This is a genomic window from Microbacterium sp. ARD31, assembly GCF_031844425.1.
Window position 1 is genome coordinate 16,176 of the sequence record NZ_JAUZVE010000020.1, and the last position, 19,858, is coordinate 36,033.

General features: G+C 73.6%; 16 protein-coding genes. 3 read left to right on the top strand and 13 right to left on the bottom strand.

The features are described 5' to 3' along the window. Positions 1 to 3: 3 nt before the first annotated feature. From Q9S36_RS31155 to Q9S36_RS31205, 11 genes are all read right to left on the bottom strand, one after another. Entirely contained in the window at positions 4 to 1,146 is a 1,143-nt protein-coding gene (locus Q9S36_RS31155; protein ID WP_311288711.1) for an acyl-CoA dehydrogenase family protein, read from the bottom strand. Further along, positions 1,143 to 2,867: an acyclic terpene utilization AtuA family protein gene (locus Q9S36_RS31160; protein WP_311288712.1), complete on the bottom strand. Its 1,725-nt coding sequence runs from the start codon at positions 2,865 to 2,867 to the stop codon at positions 1,143 to 1,145. The genes Q9S36_RS31155 and Q9S36_RS31160 overlap by 4 nt, the downstream gene beginning before the upstream one ends. Then, on the bottom strand, positions 2,864 to 3,643 hold the full coding sequence (locus Q9S36_RS31165) for a TIGR03084 family metal-binding protein (protein ID WP_311288713.1): 780 nt from the start codon (positions 3,641 to 3,643) through the stop codon (positions 2,864 to 2,866). The genes Q9S36_RS31160 and Q9S36_RS31165 overlap by 4 nt, the downstream gene beginning before the upstream one ends. Further along, positions 3,640 to 4,305 carry a TetR/AcrR family transcriptional regulator gene (locus Q9S36_RS31170; protein WP_311288714.1) on the bottom strand — a complete coding sequence of 222 codons (666 nt, stop codon included), beginning with the start codon at positions 4,303 to 4,305 and terminating at the stop codon, positions 3,640 to 3,642. Before Q9S36_RS31170 ends, Q9S36_RS31165 begins: the two co-directional genes overlap by 4 nt. A gap of 74 nt (positions 4,306 to 4,379) precedes the next feature. After that, the gene (locus Q9S36_RS31175; protein WP_311288715.1) at positions 4,380 to 7,016 is read right to left on the bottom strand and encodes an ABC transporter permease; all 2,637 of its coding nucleotides are present in this window, start codon (positions 7,014 to 7,016) and stop codon (positions 4,380 to 4,382) included. Beyond that, entirely contained in the window at positions 7,013 to 7,735 is a 723-nt protein-coding gene (locus Q9S36_RS31180; protein ID WP_396653879.1) for an ABC transporter ATP-binding protein, read from the bottom strand. The genes Q9S36_RS31175 and Q9S36_RS31180 overlap by 4 nt, the downstream gene beginning before the upstream one ends. After that, a complete protein-coding gene (locus Q9S36_RS31185) occupies positions 7,732 to 8,349 on the bottom strand; it encodes a PadR family transcriptional regulator (protein ID WP_311288716.1) in 618 nt (205 codons plus the stop codon). The genes Q9S36_RS31180 and Q9S36_RS31185 overlap by 4 nt, the downstream gene beginning before the upstream one ends. 183 nt (positions 8,350 to 8,532) lie before the next feature. Then, positions 8,533 to 10,068, bottom strand: a complete 1,536-nt coding sequence (locus Q9S36_RS31190; protein ID WP_311288717.1) for a hypothetical protein — start codon at positions 10,066 to 10,068, stop codon at positions 8,533 to 8,535. Beyond that, positions 10,052 to 10,750: an ABC transporter ATP-binding protein gene (locus tag Q9S36_RS31195; protein WP_311288718.1), complete on the bottom strand. Its 699-nt coding sequence runs from the start codon at positions 10,748 to 10,750 to the stop codon at positions 10,052 to 10,054. Before Q9S36_RS31195 ends, Q9S36_RS31190 begins: the two co-directional genes overlap by 17 nt. A gap of 182 nt (positions 10,751 to 10,932) precedes the next feature. Continuing rightward, on the bottom strand, positions 10,933 to 13,155 hold the full coding sequence (locus tag Q9S36_RS31200; RefSeq protein WP_311288719.1) for a 3-hydroxyacyl-CoA dehydrogenase NAD-binding domain-containing protein: 2,223 nt from the start codon (positions 13,153 to 13,155) through the stop codon (positions 10,933 to 10,935). 151 nt (positions 13,156 to 13,306) lie between these two features. Continuing rightward, the gene (locus Q9S36_RS31205; RefSeq protein WP_311288720.1) at positions 13,307 to 14,518 is read right to left on the bottom strand and encodes an acetyl-CoA C-acetyltransferase; all 1,212 of its coding nucleotides are present in this window, start codon (positions 14,516 to 14,518) and stop codon (positions 13,307 to 13,309) included. Between the two features lie 91 nt (positions 14,519 to 14,609). Between Q9S36_RS31205 and Q9S36_RS31210 the strand changes: the two genes are divergently transcribed. The 3 genes from Q9S36_RS31210 (at position 14,610) to Q9S36_RS31220 (ending at position 17,525) form a co-directional block, all read left to right on the top strand. Continuing rightward, positions 14,610 to 15,185 carry a helix-turn-helix domain-containing protein gene (locus tag Q9S36_RS31210; protein ID WP_311288721.1) on the top strand — a complete coding sequence of 192 codons (576 nt, stop codon included), beginning with the start codon at positions 14,610 to 14,612 and terminating at the stop codon, positions 15,183 to 15,185. 76 nt (positions 15,186 to 15,261) lie between these two features. Next, positions 15,262 to 16,584 carry a cation:proton antiporter gene (locus Q9S36_RS31215; RefSeq protein WP_311288722.1) on the top strand — a complete coding sequence of 441 codons (1,323 nt, stop codon included), beginning with the start codon at positions 15,262 to 15,264 and terminating at the stop codon, positions 16,582 to 16,584. Positions 16,585 to 16,619: 35 nt separating this feature from the next. Further along, positions 16,620 to 17,525 (top strand): NAD(P)H-binding protein, encoded by a 906-nt coding sequence (locus tag Q9S36_RS31220; RefSeq protein ID WP_311288723.1) that lies wholly within the window; start codon positions 16,620 to 16,622, stop codon positions 17,523 to 17,525. Here the strand turns inward: Q9S36_RS31220 and Q9S36_RS31225 are convergent. Beyond that, a complete protein-coding gene (locus tag Q9S36_RS31225; RefSeq protein ID WP_311288724.1) occupies positions 17,505 to 18,194 on the bottom strand; it encodes a CPBP family intramembrane glutamic endopeptidase in 690 nt (229 codons plus the stop codon). The genes Q9S36_RS31220 and Q9S36_RS31225 overlap by 21 nt on opposite strands. 99 nt (positions 18,195 to 18,293) lie before the next feature. Beyond that, on the bottom strand, positions 18,294 to 19,790 hold the full coding sequence (locus Q9S36_RS31230; RefSeq protein WP_311288725.1) for a DEAD/DEAH box helicase: 1,497 nt from the start codon (positions 19,788 to 19,790) through the stop codon (positions 18,294 to 18,296). Positions 19,791 to 19,858: the final 68 nt, after the last annotated feature.

Sequence of the window (19,858 nt, forward strand, 5' to 3'; positions counted from 1 at the left end):
CCTTCATGAGGCGTAACCCATCAACTTGGCGGTCAGGTCGCGCAGCACCTCGTCGGTCCCGCCCCCGATCGGCAGGAGCCGGGCGTCGCGGTAGTGCCGCTCCACCTCGGTGCCGTGCATGTAGCCGGTGCCGCCGAAGAGCTGGACGGCCCGGTCGCAGACGAAGGCGGCGCAGTCCACCGCGGTCTGCTTGGCCAGGCACGCCTCGGCGACGACCCACTCGCCGGCGGCGTGCCGGGCCGCGACCGCGCGCGTGTAGGTGCGCGCGACCTCGACCTGGCGGCGCATCTCCACCAGCGTGTGCTGGACGGCCTGGTTGTCGATCACCGGTCGGCCGAAGGTCGTGCGCTCGCGACAGTACGCCGCGGCCAGGTCGAGCGAGCGTGCCGCGATGCCGTAGCCGTGCACCGCCAGCGCGATCCGCTCGACGACGAACTGGTCCGCGATCTGGCCGAAGCCGGAGCCCTCCGCGCCGACGAGGTTGGCGGCCGGCACCCGCGCGTCGACGAACGACAGCTCGGCGGTGTCGGAGCAGTGCCAGCCCATCTTCCGCAGGCTCCGGTCGACGGTGAAGCCGGGCGTCCCCTTCTCGACCACCAGCAGCGAGATGCCGCCATGGCCCGGCCCGCCGGTGCGGACCGCGGTCGTGACGAAGTCGGCGCGGACGCCGGAGGTGATGAAGGTCTTGGCACCGTTGACGACGTAGTGGTCGCCCTCGCGCTCGGCGCGGGTGGTGATCCGGGCGACGTCGGAGCCACCGCCGGGCTCGGTGATCGCGAGCGAGCCGATCGTCTCGCCGGCCAGGGTCGGCCGGACGAACCGCTCGACGAGGTCGGCGTCGCCGCTCGCGGCGATGTGCGGCAGCGCGATGCCGGCGGTGAAGAGCCCGGCCATCAGTCCGCTCGACGCACCCGCCTCGAACATCGCCTCCTGCACCACGATCGAGTCGACGATGTCGCCCCCACCGCCGCCGACCTCCTCGGGGAAGGCCACCCCGATCAGGCCGAGGTCCCCGGCCGTGCGGTGGAGCGCCCGCGGGATCTCGCCGGCGTCCTCCCACTCCTGGAGGTGCGGGACGACCTCGCGGCGCACGAACTCCGCCGCGGTCGCGCGCAGCGCCTCGTGCTCCTGTCCGTCGGTGGTCACAGCAGGCTCTCCTCGATCGAGACGGTGCGCGAGCGCAGCCACTCGCCGAGGCCCTTGGCCTGCGGGTCGAAGCGCGTGGAGGCGGCGACACCCTGCCCGAGCAGCCCGTGCACGACGAGGTTGACCGCACCGAGGTGGGGCAGCAGCCAGACCTCGACGTCGAGGTCGGCGGCCTCGGGGAGCAGCGCCCCGATCCCGCGCGGCGACATCATCTTGAACAGCCACTGCACGCGGGCGTCGTACAGGTCGCGGTCGGCGTCGTCGTGGGCGACCCAGAGGCCGATGTTGGCGTCGCCGCCCTTGTCGCCGGAGCGGGCGTGGACGAAGGTGCCGAGCGGCAGCCGGCGGGTGAGCACGTCGGGGCGCCCTGGGTACGGCGACGGGCGCGCGCCCGGCGCCTCGCCGGCCGGCGAGTACTCCCTGGCGTCAGCGACCACCTCGCGGCGCCCGTCGGCGTGGACGACGATGTGTGTCACCCGGGCGCGGTCGACGTGCTCGGCGCGGTAGACGCCGTAGGGGGTCGCCGGCGCGGGCGGCGCGGTCATCGTGAAGCCGGGGTAGGACGCGAGCGCGAGCTCGACGGCCGCGGAGGTGAACGCGCGGCCGACCGGGTCGGGCGAGGGGTCCTTGACCGTGCAGCGCAGCAGGGTCGACGCGGCCTCCTCGGTCGCCGCGTCGGCCGGTGGCGGCGTGACGTCGGACCAGGTGACCTCCGCCGCGGTGAGCCGCGAGCCGAGCTGGTCGCGCACCCACTCCGCCTTGGCCTCGACGTCGAGGCCGGTGAGCACGAACTCGGCGCTGTTGCGCCAGCCGCCGAGCTCGTTGACACCGACCTTGAGCCGCTCGGGCGGTGCCTCGCCGACGACGCCGGAGATCGCGACGCGGTCCGGCCCCTGCTGCTCGAGACGGATCGACTCGAGGTGCACGGTGACGTCGGGGCCGAGGTAGCGCGTGGACTGGATCTCGTAGACCAGCTGGGCGGTGACCGTGTCCACGGTGACGGCGCCGCCGGTGCCGGCGTGCTTGGTCATCACGCTCGACCCGTCGGCCGCCACCTCGGCGACCGGGAAGCCGAGCGGCCGGTCGCGGTGGGGCAGGTCCAGGAAGCCGCTGAAGTTGCCGCCGGTGGCCTGCGCGCCGCACTCGATGACGTGGCCGGCGACGACCGCGCCCGCCAGCTCGTCGTACGACGTCGGGGTCCAGCCGTGGTGCCACACCGCCGGGCCGACGACGAGGGAGGCGTCGGTGACCCGCCCGGTGACGACGACGTCGGCGCCACCGCGCAGCGCGGCGGCGATGCCGAAGCCGCCGAGGTAGGCGTTGGCGGTCAGGGCGTCGGCGAAGGCGAGGTGGCGCACGTCGTCGCCCTCGACGTGGGCGATCGCCGGGTCCAGCCCGAGCCCGGTCGCGACCTCGCGCAGCCTGTCGGCGAGGCCCGCCGGGTTGAGCCCGCCGGCGTTGGCGACGATCTTCACGCCGCGCTCGAGGGCGAGGCCGAGGCAGTCCTCGACCTGGCGGACGAAGGTCCGGGCGTAGCCGAGGGAGGCGTCCTTGAGCTGGTCCTTGCCGAGGATCAGCATGGTGAGCTCGGCGAGGTAGTCGCCGGTGAGGACGTCCAGGCTCTGCCCATCCTCCGTGGCTCCCTCCAGCATCTCCCGCATCGCGCTGAGCCGGTCGCCGTAGAAGCCGGAGCAGTTGCCGATCCGCACGACCCCGCTCATCGCGGCGCCCTCCCGCCACCCGGCTGGCCGGCGAAGGCCTGCGCGATGTCGAGCCACCGGTCCACGTCGGGCCCGGTCGCGACGAGGTCGGTGTCGGCGCGGTGGACGCGCTGCGTGACGAGGCGGCAGAAGTCACCCGCGCTCCCGGTCAGCGTCTGGGCGGCGCCCTCCGGACCCCAGGCCCACACCTCGCCCGACGGCGCGACGAGGTCGATGCGGAACTCCTCGGCCGGCGCATCGAGGCCGTGCACAGCGAAGGCAAAGTTTCGGGTGCGGACGCCGAGGTGGGCGACGTGGCGGATGCGGTCGGTGTCCTCGACCAGGGCGCCGAGCGCCTCGTGCACGTCGAGGCTGTGGGCCCAGGTCTCCATCAGGCGGGCGGTGGCCATCGAGGTCGCCGACATCGGCGGCCCGAACCACGGCATCTTCGCCCCGCTCGGGTACGACGCCAGCGCGGCGTGCAGGTCGCGCCGTGCCGAGCGCCAGCGCGCCAGCAGGTCGGGCTCGGCCGCGACGGCGTGGGCCTGCGCGTCGACGAAGCCCTCGGGGTCGGCGATGGCGCCGAGCACCACCTCGTCCCAGGCCTCCTTGTCGGTCGCGGCCTTGAGGGCCACGCCGTCGGTCCACGCGAGGTGGGCGACCTGGTCGGCGACGTCCCAGCCGGCCGCGGGCGTGGGGGTGTGCCAGCCCGCGTCGTCGAGGTCCGCGACGAGCGCGTCGAGCCGCTCCCCCTCGGCGGCGAGGTCGGCCAGCACCTGGGTCAGTACGTCGCTCACTCCTGCTCCTTCTTCTCGCGGTCCAGCTCCCGGTCCAGCACGTCGGCCCACTCGCGCAGGATCCGACGGCGACGGGCCGAGTCGTCGGAGATCGTGGACGCCAGGCCCAGGCCGCGGACCAGGTCGAGGGTCGCCTGCACCAGCTCGCGCACGCCCGGCTGCGACTCGTCGGCACCGAGGGCGGTGGCGGTGAGGCGGTGGGCCTCGCGCCCGACCCGCTGCTCCAGCGGCGCGACCGCGGCCAGGAGCGCCTCGTCGGTGCGCGCCGCGACCCACAGCTCGAGCGCCGCCGCGAAGACGGGCGAGGCGAAGTGGTCGCCGAGCATCTCGAGCATCGTGCGGAGTCGCGTGCGCCGGTCCGTGGCGGTGGCGACCGGCTGAGCACTCAACCGGTCGAAGGCGTCGGCCAGCTCGGCGCCGCGGCGCTCGGTGAGGTGCTCGACGGCGGCGACGACCAGGTCGTTCTTGGTCGGGAAGTGGTGCAGCTGCGCTCCCCTGCTGACGCCCGCACGCTCGGAGACCAGGGTGGTCGAGGTGCCGGCGAAGCCGCGCTCGACCAGCAGCTCCACCGTGGCCTCGAGGAGACGGGCGCGCATCGCCCGGCTGCGGTCGGCCTGCGGCACGCGGACCGGGGAGCCGAGCGACGACGACGGGGACGACATGCGCACAGCCTGCCGTCGTACAAACAAACAGTCAAGCCTGACTTTTTTGTCGACGACCGACCGCTCGGCGCTGCTCAGTCCAGCCGAGCCACCAGGGGCAGCCGCGAGCGGGCGGTCACCCCGACCACCGCGGCGGTCAGCAGGGGTAGCGCGACGACGATCACCACGATCAGCGGCCACGGGACGGCGAGGTAGGGCCCGGTCTCGCTGAGCGAGGTCAGCGGCCGCGAGATCGCGACACCGGGGATGAACCCGACGGCCGCCCCGAGGACGGCACCGACCGAGCCCACCACGAGGGCGTACGACGCCGCCACCCGCCGCCGGGCACGCGGCGCGGCGCCGACCGCGGACAGCGTGGCCAGGTCGGGCCGCGCGTCGGAGAGCGCGAGGAAGGTGGCGGTCAGCGTGCCGCCGAGCATCAGCACCCCGCCCAGGGCCCCCAGTACCAGCAGCACGATCACGGCCTCCGGAGGTCGCTGGTATCCCCGCTCGACGTAGAGCGAGGCGTCGGCCACGACCCCGTCGACCGTCTCCTGGATCCGCGTCTCGGTCTCCTCGTCGAGGTCGCCGGTGAGCCGCAGACCGGTCGTCACGACCTCCATGCCGGTGTCGCGGGCGACCTGCGGGGGCACGACGGCCATGGCCGGAGCCGGTCCGAGCCGCGCCGAGTCCCACGCGACCAGCAAGGCGGGCACCCGCGCCGACGACCGCGACTCCGGCTGCTGGGCCGACTGGCCGCGCCAGGTCTCGGTGCGGATGGTCGCCTCGTCCACGGCGTCGGTCCGGAGCGTGAAGAGGACGACCTGTCCCGCGGAGAGCCCCGCGTCCACCCGGCGCTCCTGCTCGCCGTCCAGCCCGAGCTCGGCGGCCCGGTCGGCGACGACGGTCGACGACATCCCGTAGAAGTCGAGGCAGCACTCGTCCGGCTCGACGTCACGGGGCCCCTCCACCCAGGTGCTCGTGTAGCCGTTGGGGTCGTAGGCCTGGCTCGGCCCGCGCGTCGTGTCGAGCCGCACCTCGGGAGCCGCCTGATGGACCGCGCGCTCGATGCGGTCCCACGACGCTGCGAGGTCGGGCGACTGCTCACCCTCCAGCACCTCGGGCGCCCAGACCAGGCTGCCGGTGCCCATCGGGGCCTGCGGCTGGTAGGTCTCCTGGTTCTCGAGCTCGTCGCTCGCGTTCGCGATGCCCAGCGCGACCACCCCCGCCACCGTCGCTGCGACGGCGGCGACGGCCGGCACGGTCCGGGTGCGGTGGCGCGCGGCGTCGCGAGCGGCGTACCGCGCGGTGAGGGGCAGGCGGCCGGCGAGCCTCGAGACGGCCGAGACGACGACCGGGACGACGAGGATCATGCCGAGCACGGAGACGATCGCCGCGCCGGCGATCCAGTAGGCGCCGCTGGCGTTGTCGGACGTGAACGCGCCGTAGGTCGAGGCCGCGATGCCCACGCCGAGCAGGACCAGCCCGACGACCGGGGTCGACGCGCGCGGGCGCCGGTCGCCGCGCCGTCCCGCGAGGACGGCCACGACGTCCTGCCGGCTGGCCAGCCAGGCCGGCACGACCGAGGCCAGCACGGCCGAGACCAGGCCGAAGGCGGAGATCGCGGCGAGGTAGGGCAAGGGCAGCTCGAACGGGCCGAACCACTCGCCGTTGAACCTTTGGACCAGCGGCAGCAGCGCCCAACCGGTGGCGACACCGAGGACCAGGCCGAGGACCGCGGCGACCAGTCCGAGGACCAGCCCGCTGCCCAGGATCACCCGGCGCGACTGCCGCGGCGTGCCGCCCGAGGCGGCGATCAGCGCGAGCGTGCGGGCGTGGCGGCGGGCGCCGACCGCGAAGGCCGGACCGGCCAGCAGGACGACCTCGATGAGCGCCATCACCACGATCAGCACGGCCACGGCGACCATCTCGCTGCTGCCGGTGTCGTAGCCCATCTGCTCCGCGGTCGCGGTGAAGTCGGGCGGGTCGGCGAGGACGGCGCGCGAGGTGACCAGCCCGCCGATCTCGTTGAGCTCGCGGACCGTCGACCACGGGACGGGCCCGGCGTCGACCAGCCACTCGCGCACGTTGGTGGAGTCGCCCGGCAGGTCCGCGACCGACCCGAGCATCACCGGCTGGTCGCGTGCGGTCGCGTCGCGTCCGGCGCCGACGATCGTCAGCGTCGCCCCACCGACGCGCACCTCGTCGCCGAGGGCGAAGCCCCTGTCGAGCATCGCGTCGTTGACGACGACCTCGCCGGGGCCGTCGGGGAGGTGACCGGACCCCAGCTCGAAGAGCCCGCGGGTGATCGGGTCGGACAGGTCGACGCCGGTGGTGGTGAAGCTGACCACGCGCTCCCCCAGCCGCGCCCGCTGCCAGCCGGTGGCCATCGGCACGAGCCGGGCGTCGTCGCCCAGGACGCCGAGCACGTCGGCGGCCTCGAGTGGGTCCTCGTAGTCGAAGTCGCCCACCTGCATCCACCCGCCGCCCCGGATCGGGTCGGCCAGCTGGACCACCGGGCCCCGCCCCTCGGTGCGCACGCGCGCGTCGGCGGCGCCGAGGACGCGGTCGGCCGCCTCGGCGCCGGAGACCTCGGAGGTCTTGATGACCACCGCGGCGGCGCTCACCGCGAGGACGGGCAGGGTGATCATCACCAGCACGAGCACGCTGCGGCCACGGTGGCGCAGCGCGTCGCGCCAGGCGATCAGCAGCGCGGGGCGCCAACCGGTCATCGAGCCGTCTCCTCGGCGAGCAGCTGCTCGGGCTCGTCGGAGCCGGTCTCGTCGACGACGACACCGTCGCGCAGGAAGACCACGCGGTCGGCCCACGCGGCGTGCCTGGCCTCGTGGGTCACCATCACGCCGGCAGCACCGGCGTCGCAGCGCGCCCGGAGCAGGCGCAGGATCTCCTCGCCGGTGTCCGTGTCGAGGGCCCCGGTCGGCTCGTCGGCGAGGATCAGGCGCCGGTCGCCGACGATCGCGCGGGCGATCGCCACGCGCTGCTGCTGGCCGCCGGACATCTCGTCGGGGAAGCGGTCGGCGAGGTCGGCGATGCCGACCTCCTCCAGCGCGGTCAGCGCCAGCCGCCGGGCGATGCGCCCCTTCTCCCCGTCGAGCTCGCGCGGCAGGGCGACGTTCTCGGCGGCGGTGAGGGCGGGGATCAGGTTGAAGTCCTGGAAGACGTAGCCCACCGACGTGCGCCTCATCCGGGCGCGCCCCGCGTTGTCGAGCGAGGCGAGGTCGGTGCCCTCGATCCAGACCGAGCCGGAGGTCGGGGCGTCCAGGCCGCCGGCCAGGGTGAGCAGGGTCGACTTGCCGGAGCCCGAGGGCCCCATGACGGCGACCAGCTCGCCGGGGTGCGCGCGGAAGGTGACGCCGCGCAGCGCGTGCACCTCCGTGGCGCCCTCGCCGTGGACCCGGCTGACGGCGGCGAGGTGGAGCACGGCGTTCACCGGGCGACCCCCTCGGTGGACGTCGCGGCGGGTGCGTCGCGTCGTACGTCGGCGCGGTCGAGGGCGGCGCGGCGCAGCCGGGCCTCGCAGTGGTCGAGCCACCGCACCTCCGCCTCGGCGTCGAAGACGAGGGAGTCGAGGACCAGGCTCCAGGCGAGGTCCTCCGGCTCCTCCGGCGCCGCGGCGCGGCCGGTGCGCTTGAGGCGGGTGTAGTCCTGCAGCGCCGCGACGGTCGCGCTCCGCTGGCGCTGGATGATCGTGCCCACGTCGACCCCGGGGAGGGTGACCGCGATGGCGAGCTTGATGGCCAGCTCGTCGCGCGGGGGTTGGGAGCGAGGCACCGGCGTGGCGAACCACTCCGACACCTCGCTCCGCCCCGCCTCGGTGGCGCGGTAGCTGACGTGCCGCTCGGTCCCGGAGTGGTGGTCGTCGGCTCCCCCGAGCTCCACGACCTCGACCAGTCCGTCACGCTCGAGTCGCGTGAGGGTGGTGTACACCTGCCCAATGTTGAGCGGCCACGTCTCGCCCGTGCGCTGCTCGAACTCCGCCCGCAGCTGGTAGCCGTACATCGGCCCCTGCTCCAGGATCGCCAGCATCGCCTGTCGGATCGACATCCGCGCCTCCGTGGTCCGTCCACCGCCCCCCGTGAGCGATGGATACCGGGTATGTATACCACGTATGCATGGTGCTCCGCACCTTCGTGATCCCCGGTCAGCCGGGGATTCCTGAACTTGTCGGCCCGTGCACGGCCTGACATGTTCAGTGATCCCCGGTCAGCCGGGGATCACGAGCGGGGGTCAGACGGCGGCGACGGTCAGCACGACCCGGGCCCGCTCGGCGGGGCCGATCCAGCGACGGCGGGCGCGGCGCAGGCGGTACGACGACCACGCCAGGAAGGGCACGGCGACGGCGACCGGGAGCCAGGCCCACGGCAGGGCGGCGAAGGCGGTGAAGAGCATGGCGGTGAGGGTCGTGACCAGCGACAGCCGGCCGGCGTACCCGGCCATGGCGGCGTGCGGCGCCGGTGTCGCCCGCGGCGAGGACAGGTCGACGGAGTAGGGCGACCGGACCGACCAGGTCATCACGACCGCGAGAACCTGCACGACCACGACGAGCCAGCACGCTGCGACCGACAGGCCGGTGACCAGCGGCGGCAGGCCGTTGCGCAGCAGGGCGAGGACGACGGTCACGCCCGACACCATCACCATGCACTCGGCGACGACCAGGGCGCGGACGTCGAACACGTCCCGCGCGGAGACCGGCAGGGTCTCGCGCCAGACCATCCCCTTGCCGTCGAGGCACCAGGCGTTGACCCCGAACAGCAAGGCCGCACCGCTCGCGGTGAGCCCCGGCAGCAGCATGACCGAGCTCCACTGGAGGCCGGTGACCAGCGCGATCAGGCCCGGGCCGAAGCCGAGGACCAGCAGGCCGCGGCGCATGCCCACCGAGCGCCAGACCGACCCGCGGTCGAGCCGCCTCAGCAGGGCGCGCTCGGGCGAGCCCCAGCGCGGCTCGGGCACGTGCCGCGCCTCGTGCACGCCCGATTGGACGCGCAGCTCCTCGCGGGGCGGCAGCCCGAGCGCCCAGGCGGCGGGTCGGGCACCGGCGACGACCGCGGCGGCGGCGACCACGAGCAGCACGAGGACCGCCACCGGCCACCGTGCGGTCGGTGCCGCCTCGGCCAGCCAGGTGGTGGGCAGGGCGCGGACGAGCGGGCCGAGGGCCCCGGCCAGGTGCAGTCCGGCGAGGGCCAGCACGACGAGCCCACCGGCCACGCGGACCACGACGACGCCGTGCGCGGTGCGGCGTACGCCCTCGACGGCCCAGCCGATCGCCTGCCCGGCCGCCGACGCGGCGAGCACCCAGGCGAGCACCACGAGCTGGGCGCCGAGCAGGTGGGCCGGCTCCGCCACCAGGGCCGAGACGGCCAGCAGGCCCCACATCTGCACCAGCCACGCGAGGTTCACCGGCGCGAGGAGCAGCGCGCCGAGGTGCTCGGTGACGGGGCTGATGGGGTGGATGGCCGCCTCGCTGCGCGAGAGCAGCTCGCGGCCGCCACCGCTGCTCATCGCGGAGCTGACGGAGAGCGCCAGGAAGCCGAGGAAGGCCGCGCCGAGGTTGGCCTGCAGGGCCGTGACCGCCTTCTGCACGGTCTCGCTGCGGACGGCCTCGAGGTCGAAGTACGCCGGCGCGACGGCGAAGCCGACGGTGAGCGCCACGACGACCAGTGCCCCACCCACCGCCGCGGCGGGACGGCGTACGGTCCGGGCGCGGAACGCGACGAGGTGCCGGGTGTCGCGCGCGGACCCGACCCAGTCAGTCGAGGAGGTCACGGTAGGCCTCGCCGGTGAGCTCGGCGGCCTGCATCGCCGCGACCCGGTTGCCCCCGCGCAGCACGACCGCGGTGCCGCAGGCCTCGAGGGCCAGGTCGCGCAGGTGGGTGGAGAGCAGCACGCAGGCACCGCGCGCCCGGGCGTCGGCGACCACCTCGAGGGTGGCCTCGACGCCGAGCGGGTCGACGCCGTCGAAGGGCTCGTCGAGCAGCAGCACGGCCGGCTCGTGCAGCGCCGCGAGCACGACGCTCAGCCGCCGGCTCATGCCGTGGCTGAACCCGCCGACGACGCGGTGCGCGACGTCGCCGAGCTCGAAGCGCTCGAGCAGGTCGCGGCCGCGCCCCTCCCAGTCGTCCATGCGCCGCAGGCGGGCACTGAGCTGGAGGTGCTCCCACGGCGTGGCCCGCGGGACCAGGCCGCCGACGTCGGGGCAGTAGCCCACCACGCGCTTGACGCCGAGGGCGTCGGTCGAGGCGTCGTGGCCGGCCACGGTCACCTCGCCGGCCGTCGGCGGGACCACCCCGGCCAGCACCTTCATCGTCGTCGACTTGCCCGCGCCGTTGCGCCCGAGAACGGCGGTCGCCTGCCCGCTGTCCGCCACGAGGTCGACTCCCGACACCGCCTCGACGTCACCGAAGCGCACGTGCAGGCCGCGGACGACGACGGCGGGGGTCTGGCTCACCACCCGATTCTCGCCGACCGGGCACTTCCTCGCGGAGAAATGCGCTGACCGGGCACTTCCTCGCGGTGGCAGCGCGAGGAAGTGCCCGGTCGGCGGCGTGCAGCGCGAGGAAGTGCCCGGTCGGCGGCGTGCAGCGCGAGGAAGTGCCCGGTCGGCGGTGTGCAGCGCGAGGAAGTGCCCGGTCAGGCGGGGAAGGTCTCGCCCTTCGCCGCGAGGTCGCGGAGGTACGCCGTGGGGCGGAAGCGCTCGCCGTACGTGTCGGCGAGCTCGTCGGCTCGCGCCAGGAAGGCCTCCAGCCCGACCGGACCGACGCCCTTGCCGGTCTCGTCGAGCGCCTGCCAGCCGGTCATGAACTGGGCCGCACCGCCGGTCAGCGCCGGGAAGCCGATGCCCATGATCGAGCCGATGTTGGCGGCCGCCGCCGAGGTGATGACGCCCTCCTCGAAGCACTTCGCGGTCTCGAGCGCCTCGATGAACAGCATCCGGTCGCGGACGTCGCGGATCGGGACCTGCTGCTCGGCGACCGCGAAGTGCTCCGCGAGCCCCGCCCACAGCGTCGTACGCCGACCGTTGTCGTCGTAGTCGTAGAACCCGGCGCCCGCGAGCCGCGAGGGCCGCCCGAGCTCCAGCATGGTGTCGACGACCGTCGACGACGGGTCCGCGGCGACGTCCTTGCCCGCCGCCCTCCAGGCCGCCTCGTTGGCGACGCGGATCTTCTTCATCAGCTCCATGTTGAGCTCGTCGCTGATCTGCAGCGGGCCGACCGGGAACCCGGCCGACGTCGCCGCCCGCTCGAGCGAGACCGGGTTCACGCCCTCGGCGAGCATCGTCAGGCCCTCGTTGATCTGGGTGCCGATGACGCGAGAGGTGTAGAAGCCGCGCGAGTCGTTGACGACGATCGGCGTCTTGCGGATCTGCTGGACCACGTCGTACGCCTTGGCCAGCGCCACGTCGGAGGTCTCCGCGCCGCGGATGATCTCGACCAGCGGCATCTTGTCGACGGGGCTGAAGAAGTGCAGCCCGATGAAGTCGGCGGGGCGGTCGACGCCCTCGGCGAGCTCGGTGATCGGCAGGGTCGAGGTGTTCGAGCACAGCAGCGCGTCGTCGTCGACGTGGGGCGCCACCTCGGCGAAGACCTTGGCCTTGAGGGACGGGTCCTCGAAGACCGCCTCGATGACGAGGTCGCATCCGGCCAGGTCCTCGGCGGACGCGGTCGGGGTGATCCGGCCGAGCAGCTCGTCGGCCTTCTCCTGGGTGATCTTGCCGCGCTCGACGCCCTTGGCGTTCAGCTTGGCGGTGTAGGACTTGCCGCGCTCGGCCGCCTCGAGCGTGACGTCCTTGAGCACGACCTGCATGCCGGCGCGGGCGCAGGAGTAGGCGATGCCCGCGCCCATCATCCCGGCGCCCAGGACGGCGACCTTCGTCGCCTGCCAGCGCTCGATGCCCTGCGGGCGCAGCGAGCCGGAGCCGATCGCCTGGAGGTCGAAGAAGAAGGCCTGGATCATGTTCTTGGCCTGCTGGCTGACGACCAGGTTGGTGAAGTAGCGGGTCTCGATGCGCGAGGCGGTGTCGAAGTCGACCTGCGCGCCCTCGACCGCGGCGCTCATGATCGCGCGCGGCGCCGGGTAGACAGCGCCCTTGGTCTGCTTGCGCAGCAGGGCCGGGAAGGCCGGCAGGAACTGCGCGAGCGCGGGGGTCTTCGGGGTGCCGCCGGGCATCTTGTAGCCGGCCCGGTCCCACGGGTTCTTCGCTGCGTCCTCGTCGTCCTGGTGCGCGAGGATCCACGCCTTCGCCGCCGGCACGAGCTCCTCCCGCGTCGCGACGAGCTCGTCGACGAGGCCCTTGGCCAGCGCGCCCTGCGGGTCGAACTGGGTGCCGGGCATGAGCACATCCATCAGCGCGGACTGCAGCCCCAGCATGCGTACGACGCGGGTGACCCCGCCGCCGCCGGGCAGCAGGCCGAGCGTCGACTCGGGCAGGCCGATCTTGACCGAGCGGTCGTCGACGGCGATGCGGTGGTTGGCCGCCAGCGCGATCTCGAGGCCGCCGCCGAGCGCGGCGCCGTTGATCGCGGCCACGACGGGGCGGGGGAAAGTCTCGAGCCGGCGGAGGCTGGCCTTGATCGCCTCGGCCGTGGCGAAGATGGCCGGGGCGTCCTCGGGGGTCGCGGTCACCATGCTCTTGAGGTCGCCGCCGGCGAAGAAGGTCTTCTTGGCGCTCGCGACCACGACGCCGGTGACGCCGTCCTGCTCGTCGTGCAGCCGCTGCACGGCGGCCTCCATGGACGAGAGGTAGAGCTCGTTCATGGTGTTGGCGCTCGAGGTCGGGTCGTCGAGCGTGAGGGTGACGATGCCGTCGGCGTCCTGGTCGTAGCGGACGGCGGTCTGGGTGTCAGTGGAGGTCATGGGATTCCAATCGGTTCACGAGAGGCTCGGCGCGCGGCCGCGTCTGGACTGACGAGCGAGCCAGCGCGACGAGCGCAGCGAGGCAGCTGGGGAGCGAGGAGGGAAGACGGGGCTCACGAGCGCGCCGAGCACGGCGAGCGGAGCGAGCCCATCAGCACAGCTCGACGATGGTGGCGATCCCCATGCCGCCGCCGACGCAGAGCGTGGCGAGGCCGCGCTTCTGGTCGCGACGGGCGAGCTCGTCGACGAGGGTGCCGAGGATCATCGCGCCGGTGGCACCGAGCGGGTGGCCCATGGCGATGGCACCGCCGTTGACGTTGGTGACGTCGTGGCTGATGCCCATGTCGCGCATGAAGCGCATCGCCACGGCGGCGAAGGCCTCGTTGATCTCCCACAGGTCGATGTCGTCGACCTCGAGGCCGGCACGCGCCAGCGCCTTGCGCGCGGCGGGGGCCGGTCCGGTGAGCATGATCGTCGGGTCGGCGCCGGAGACGGCGGTCGCGACGATGCGGGCGCGCGGCGCCAGGCCGAGCGCCGTACCGACTTCCTCGGTGCCGATCGCCATCAGCGCGGCGCCGTCGACGATGCCCGAGGAGTTGCCGGCGTGGTGGACGTGGTCGATCGCGGGGACCCAGTGGTACTTCTCCAGCGCCACGTCGTCGAAGCCGGCGTCGCGGCCGATCTGGGCGAAGGACGGCTTGAGACCGGCGAGCCCCTCGACCGAGGTGTCGGGGCGGACGGTCTCGTCACGGTCGAGGACCGTGACGCCGCTGAGGTCGCGCACCGGGATGACGGCGTCGTCGAAGTAGCCGTTGGCCCAGGCCTTCGCGGCGCGGTGGTGCGACTCGGCGGCGTACGCGTCGACGTCGGCGCGGCTCCAGCCCTCGATCGTGGCGATCAGGTCGGCGCCGATGCCCTGCGGCACGAAGCCGGTCTGCAGCGCGGTGGCGGGGTCCATGGCCCAGGCGCCGCCGTCGCTGCCCATCGGCACGCGGCTCATCGACTCGACGCCGCCGGCGATGATCAGGTCCTCGAAGCCCGACCGCACGCGCTGCGCGGCCTGGTTGACGGCCTCGAGCCCGGAGGCGCAGAAGCGGTTGAGCTGCACGCCCGCCACGGTCTCGGGGTAGCCGGCCTTGAGGGCGGCAGTCTTGGCGATGTCGCCGCCCTGGTCGCCGATGGGGGTCACGACACCGAGAACCACGTCGTCGACGCGGGCCGGGTCCAGGGTGGGGTTTCGGGTCTTGAGCTCGTCGAGGAGTCCGACGACCAGGTCCACCGGCTTCACCTCGTGCAGCGAACCGACGGCCTTGCCGCGGCCGCGAGGTGTGCGGATGTGGTCGTAGACGAATGCTTCTGCCATGTGGGCGATTGTGACACCATTACTGTCACAGTCCAACAGGTGTGGGCCGCGTCACGTCGGACCCGCGGATCGACGACGAGAGGATGGGTGCGTGGAGACCGAGCTGCTGACGCTGGACGAGCTGACCGAGCGCACCGGGGTGAGCGCGCGCAACGTGCGCTTCTACGCCTCCCGCGGCCTGGTCCCCTCGCCGATCCGGCGCGGGCGCTCCGGCTACTACGGCCCCGACCACGTCGCCCGCCTCGAGCTGGTCCGCGAGCTCCAGGGGCACGGCTTCACCCTCGCCGCCATCGAGAGGTACGTCGAGCAGATCCCCGACAGCGCGACGCCGTCCGACATCGCGCGCCACCTCTCGCTGCTGGCGCCGGTCACCGGCGACCGTGACGTCGACGTGCCCGGCGGCCTGTCGGGAATGGGCATCTCCCCCGAGGCGGCGGCCGCCGTCGCCGAGGTCTACGCCGAGCACGGTCGACAGGTCGCCGAGGAGCTGTCGGAGATCGTGCGGACCATGGTGTGGCCGCAGTTCCGCGAGCACGGCTACACCGCCGAGCAGCTGCGCGAGTTCATCCACCGGCTCAAGCCGCTCACCATCGCCGGGCTGGTCACGGCCTACGAGCAGGCGATCGACGAGAGCCAGGCGTCGTACGACGCGAGGCGGGCGCGCTGACCGCCCATCGGGGTGTTCGCCGCACGGGTCGCGCTTGGGAGGCTGGGACCGTGACCCTCGACGTGCAGCGGACCCGATGACCGCAGCCGCGGTCTACTTCCTCCTCGGGGTGTCGCTCCTGCTCGCGACGGTGCTCCCCCAGGTGACGCGTCGCATCGCGGTGTCGCCGCCGATGGCGCTGGTCGCGCTGGGCATGCTGTTCGGCCTGCTCCCCATGGTGGACAGCGCGGACCTCGAGCCCCAGGCCCACCACGCGCTGATCACGCACGTCACCGAGTTCACCGTGCTCGTCGCGCTGATGGGCGTCGGGCTGGCGATCGACCGCGTCCTCGACGTCCGCTCGTGGCGGTCGTGGCGCACCTGGTCGCCGGTCTGGCGGCTGCTGCTGGTGGCCATGCCCCTGACCATCGGCGGCGTCGCGGTCCTCGGCTGGTGGGTCGCCGGCCTCGCGCCCGCGGTGGCGCTGCTGCTCGGCGCGGTGCTCGCGCCGACCGACCCGGTGCTGGCCTCGGACGTCCAGGTCGGCGAGCCGCTCACCGACGACATCGACGACCCCGACGACGAGGAGGGGCACGACGAGGACGACGACATCCGCTTCGCCCTGACCGCGGAGGCGGGGCTCAACGACGGCCTCGCCTTCCCGTTCGTCCACCTCGCGCTCCTGCTGCTGGCGGGCGGCTTCACGCTGGTCGACGCGTCCGCCTGGGTCGGCTGGTACGTCCTCGGCAAGATCGCCCTCGGCGTGGCGGTCGGCCTCACCCTCGGCTGGCTGCTCGGGCGCCAGGCCTTCCACGCCAAGAGCGACAACCTGCGGCTGGCCGACGTGGGCGAGCCCCTGCTGGCGCTCGCCGCGCTGCTGGCGGCGTACGGCGCTGCGGAGCTCGTCGGCGGCTACGGCTTCCTGGCGGTCTTCACCTGCGCGATGACCCTGCGTGCCTCGCACCACGGGCACTCCTACCAGCGCGCGATGCACGCCGTCGTCGAGCGACTCGAGCGGTTGATGACCCTGCTCGTGCTGCTGGTCCTCGGCATGGCGATGACCCAGGGGCTGCTGGAGCACCTCGACTGGCGGGGCGTCGTCGTCTCGGTGGGGCTGGTCCTGGTGGTCCGGCCGGTGGCGGGCTGGGTCGCGCTGGCGGTGCTCTCGCGCGAGGAGCGGCTCGACGGCGGGCTCGACCGCGGGGAGATGGCGGCGGTGGCCTTCTTCGGGGTCCGGGGCGTCGGGTCGCTGTACTACCTGGCGTACGCCGCCTCGCACGAGCACCTGCCCGACGAGCCGTGGCTGTGGTCGACCGTCGCGTTCACCGTCATCATCTCGGTGCTCCTGCACGGGGTCACCGCGACTCCCGCGATGGCCCGCCTCGACGCGCGCCGCGGCCGCGCCGGCACGCGCGGGTGAGGCAGCCCCTTCCCCCGGGCTGACAGCATGGGTGCATGGCGACTGTTCTCGTGACCGGCGCGACCGGCTTCATCGGCCGCCGCCTCGTCCCCGTCCTGCTCGACGCGGGGCACGACGTGCGGGCGATGACCCGGCACCCGGACACCTACGACGGCCCGGGTGAGCCGGTCGGCGCGGACGTGATGGACGCCGACTCGCTCCGGCCCGCGCTCGAGGGCGTCGACGTCGCGATCTACCTCGTCCACTCCCTCGACGACCCCGACTTCGAGCGCAAGGACGCCGAGGCGGCCCGGAACTTCAGCAGCGCCGCCGCGGCGGCGGGCGTGAGCCAGATCGTCTACATGGGCGGCCTCGGCGACGACGAGCAGGACCTGTCCGCCCACCTGCGCTCACGCCGCGAGGTCGAGGGCCTGCTCGGCGCGGACGGCGTGCCGGTCACCGTGCTGCGCGCCGCGATCGTCGTCGGCCACGGCGGCATCTCCTGGGAGATCACCCGGCAGCTGGTCAAGAACCTGCCGGCGATGGTCGTGCCGAAGTGGGTCGCCACCCGCACCCAGCCGATCGCGATCGACGACGTGGTGCGCTACCTCGCCGGCGTCGTGGCCCACCCCGACGCGATCGGGCGGACCTTCGAGATCGGCGGGACCGAGCAGCTCACCTACAAGGAGATGCTCGAGATCGCCAACGAGGTCGCCGGCAGCCGCCCGCTCCCGATCGTGGTGGTCCCGATGCTGACGCCGCGGCTGTCGTCGTACTGGCTGGCGCTGGTCACCGACGTCGACGTGACCACGGGCCGCAACCTGATCGACTCGATGTCGACCGAGGTCGTCGTCACCGACACCTCGATCCGCGACGTGGTGCCGGGCGAGCCGCTGTCCTACCGCGAGTCCGTGCGCCGCGCGCTCGCCGAGCGCGACGGCTCAGGCGAACAGCAGGGGTAGCAGGAAGAGCATCGAGAGCGACCACGTGATGTGGGTCAGGATCGGGGCGAGGATCCCGCCGCTCGCACGTCGCTCGAGGCCGCACACCGTGCCGAGCAGGACCGCGGCGAAGCCGAGCATCACGTTGCCGGTGGCGAGGGTCGCCACGACGTAGGCGATCGTCGTCCAGAGGACCGGGTGGCGTGGGATCGCGGCATACATCGCGCCGCGGAAGAAGAGCTCCTCGGCGATGCCGTTGAAGAAGGTGATGATCGCGAGGATCGTCAGCGACCCCTGGTCGGCGTACTCCAGCACGGAGGAGACGTACGTCGCCAGCGGGTCGATCTCGCGCACCACCAGCGCGCCGAGGACGAACACGCCGACCATCAGCAGGCCCAGCAGGATCGGCGCCAGGATCGGTCGGACGAACAGCTCGCCCTCGCCCGCGATCCGGCCGAGGTGGAGCCGGCCGGACAGGAACGCGCCCGCCGCCCACACCCCGGCGAGCACGATCGCCGCGACGTAGAACGTCGAGCCGCCCGGCTCGAGCCGCAGCGACCAACCGAGCACGGCCGCACCGACGAGCACGACGATCGCCGCCACGACCTGCCGGCGGCGGAAGGCGGCGGCGGTGTCGCGCTGGTCGCGGGGCACGACGTCCCACAGCGACCGGCGGATGAAGGTGCGCATGACGACCAGCCTAGGTAACGGCCCACAGCCGGGACCGCCCGGTCGCACCACACCCCGTCGACGGCATACGTCAGCCGTCGTCGGGGTGCCGGGGCGAGGTCAGCGACCGCGGCTGAACGACGCCGCGCTGTGGCCGCCGGCGCGCTGGCCGGACTGGCCGGCCTGGCCGCCCGAGCCGCCGCGGCGACGCTGGCCGCCACGCGACTGACCGCCCGTGGCCGCCTGGGAGCCTTGCGACCGCTGCCCGCCCTGCGAGCCGCCGGACGCCTTCGCGCCCTGGCCCGACCGCTGGCGGGAGCCCTGCTTGGCCTGGCCGCCCTGGCCGCCACCGCCGTTGCCGCGGCGACGCGACCGGTTGCGGCCGCCACCCTGGGCGCGCGCACCCTGGGCGCCCGCGCCGGTCGGGGTCTCGACGACGAGGCCGCCGGGCACGAGCGAGCGCTCGCCGGGCGCGAGCTGGACCAGGACCGGGTGGTCGGGACCGTTGACCTTGGTCGTCACCGGCTTGATGCCGGCCAGGCGGGTCAGGTCGCGCACGTCCTTGACCTGCTCGTCGGTCATCAGGGTGATGACGGTGCCCTCGTTGCCGGCGCGTGCGGTGCGACCGGAGCGGTGGAGGTAGGCCTTGTGCTCGACCGGCGGGTCGGCGTGGACCACGAGCGACACGTCGTCGACGTGGATGCCGCGGGCAGCGATGTCGGTCGCGACCAGCGTCGTCGCGGTGCCGGAGTGGAACGCCTCCATGTTGCGGGTCCGCGCGTTCTGCGACAGGTTGCCGTGCAGCTCCACGCTCGGCACGCCCGACTTGTTGAGCTGGCGGGCCAGCGCCTTGGCGCCGTACTTGGTGCGGGTGAACACGACGGTGCGGCCCGGGGCGCTGGTGAGGTCGACCAGCACCGGCACCCGCTGCTCGCGGGTCAGGTGCAGCACGTGGTGGTGCATGGTGGCGACCGGCGACTGCGCCGAGTCGGCCTCGTGGGTCACCGGCTGGCTGAGGAAGCGCTTGACCAGGACGTCGATCGCCTTGTCCAGGGTGGCCGAGAACAGCAGGCGCTGGCCCGACTGGGGCGTCTTGTCCATGATCCGGCGCACGCCCGGCAGGAAGCCGAGGTCGGCCATGTGGTCGGCCTCGTCGAGGACGGTGACCTCGACGGCGGAGAGGTCGGCGTAGCCCTGGCCCATGAGGTCCTCGAGGCGGCCCGGGCAGGCGATGACGATGTCGACGCCCTTCTTGAGCGCGGTGACCTGCGGGTTCTGGCCCACGCCGCCGAAGATCGTGCGGGTCGTGAGGCCGGTGGCCCTGGCCAGCGGCGCGAGCGAGGCCTCGATCTGGCCCACGAGCTCACGGGTGGGCGCGAGGATCAGCGCACGGGGCTTGCGGGGCATCGCGGGCAGCTTGCTCGCGTCGAGCCGCGCGACCATCGGGAGCAGGAAGGCGTACGTCTTGCCCGAGCCGGTGCGACCGCGGCCCAGGACGTCACGGCCGGCGAGGCTGTCGGGCAGCGTCGCGGCCTGGATGGGGGTGGGGGTGGTGATGCCCTGCTGGTCCAGGACCTGGACGAGCGAGGAGGGCACGCCGAGCTCGGCGAAGTTCATGTGAGTTGCTTTCGGTTGGCGTCTCGCCACCGTGAGCCGCGGCCCGCGTGCGGGTCGTGCGGCGTACG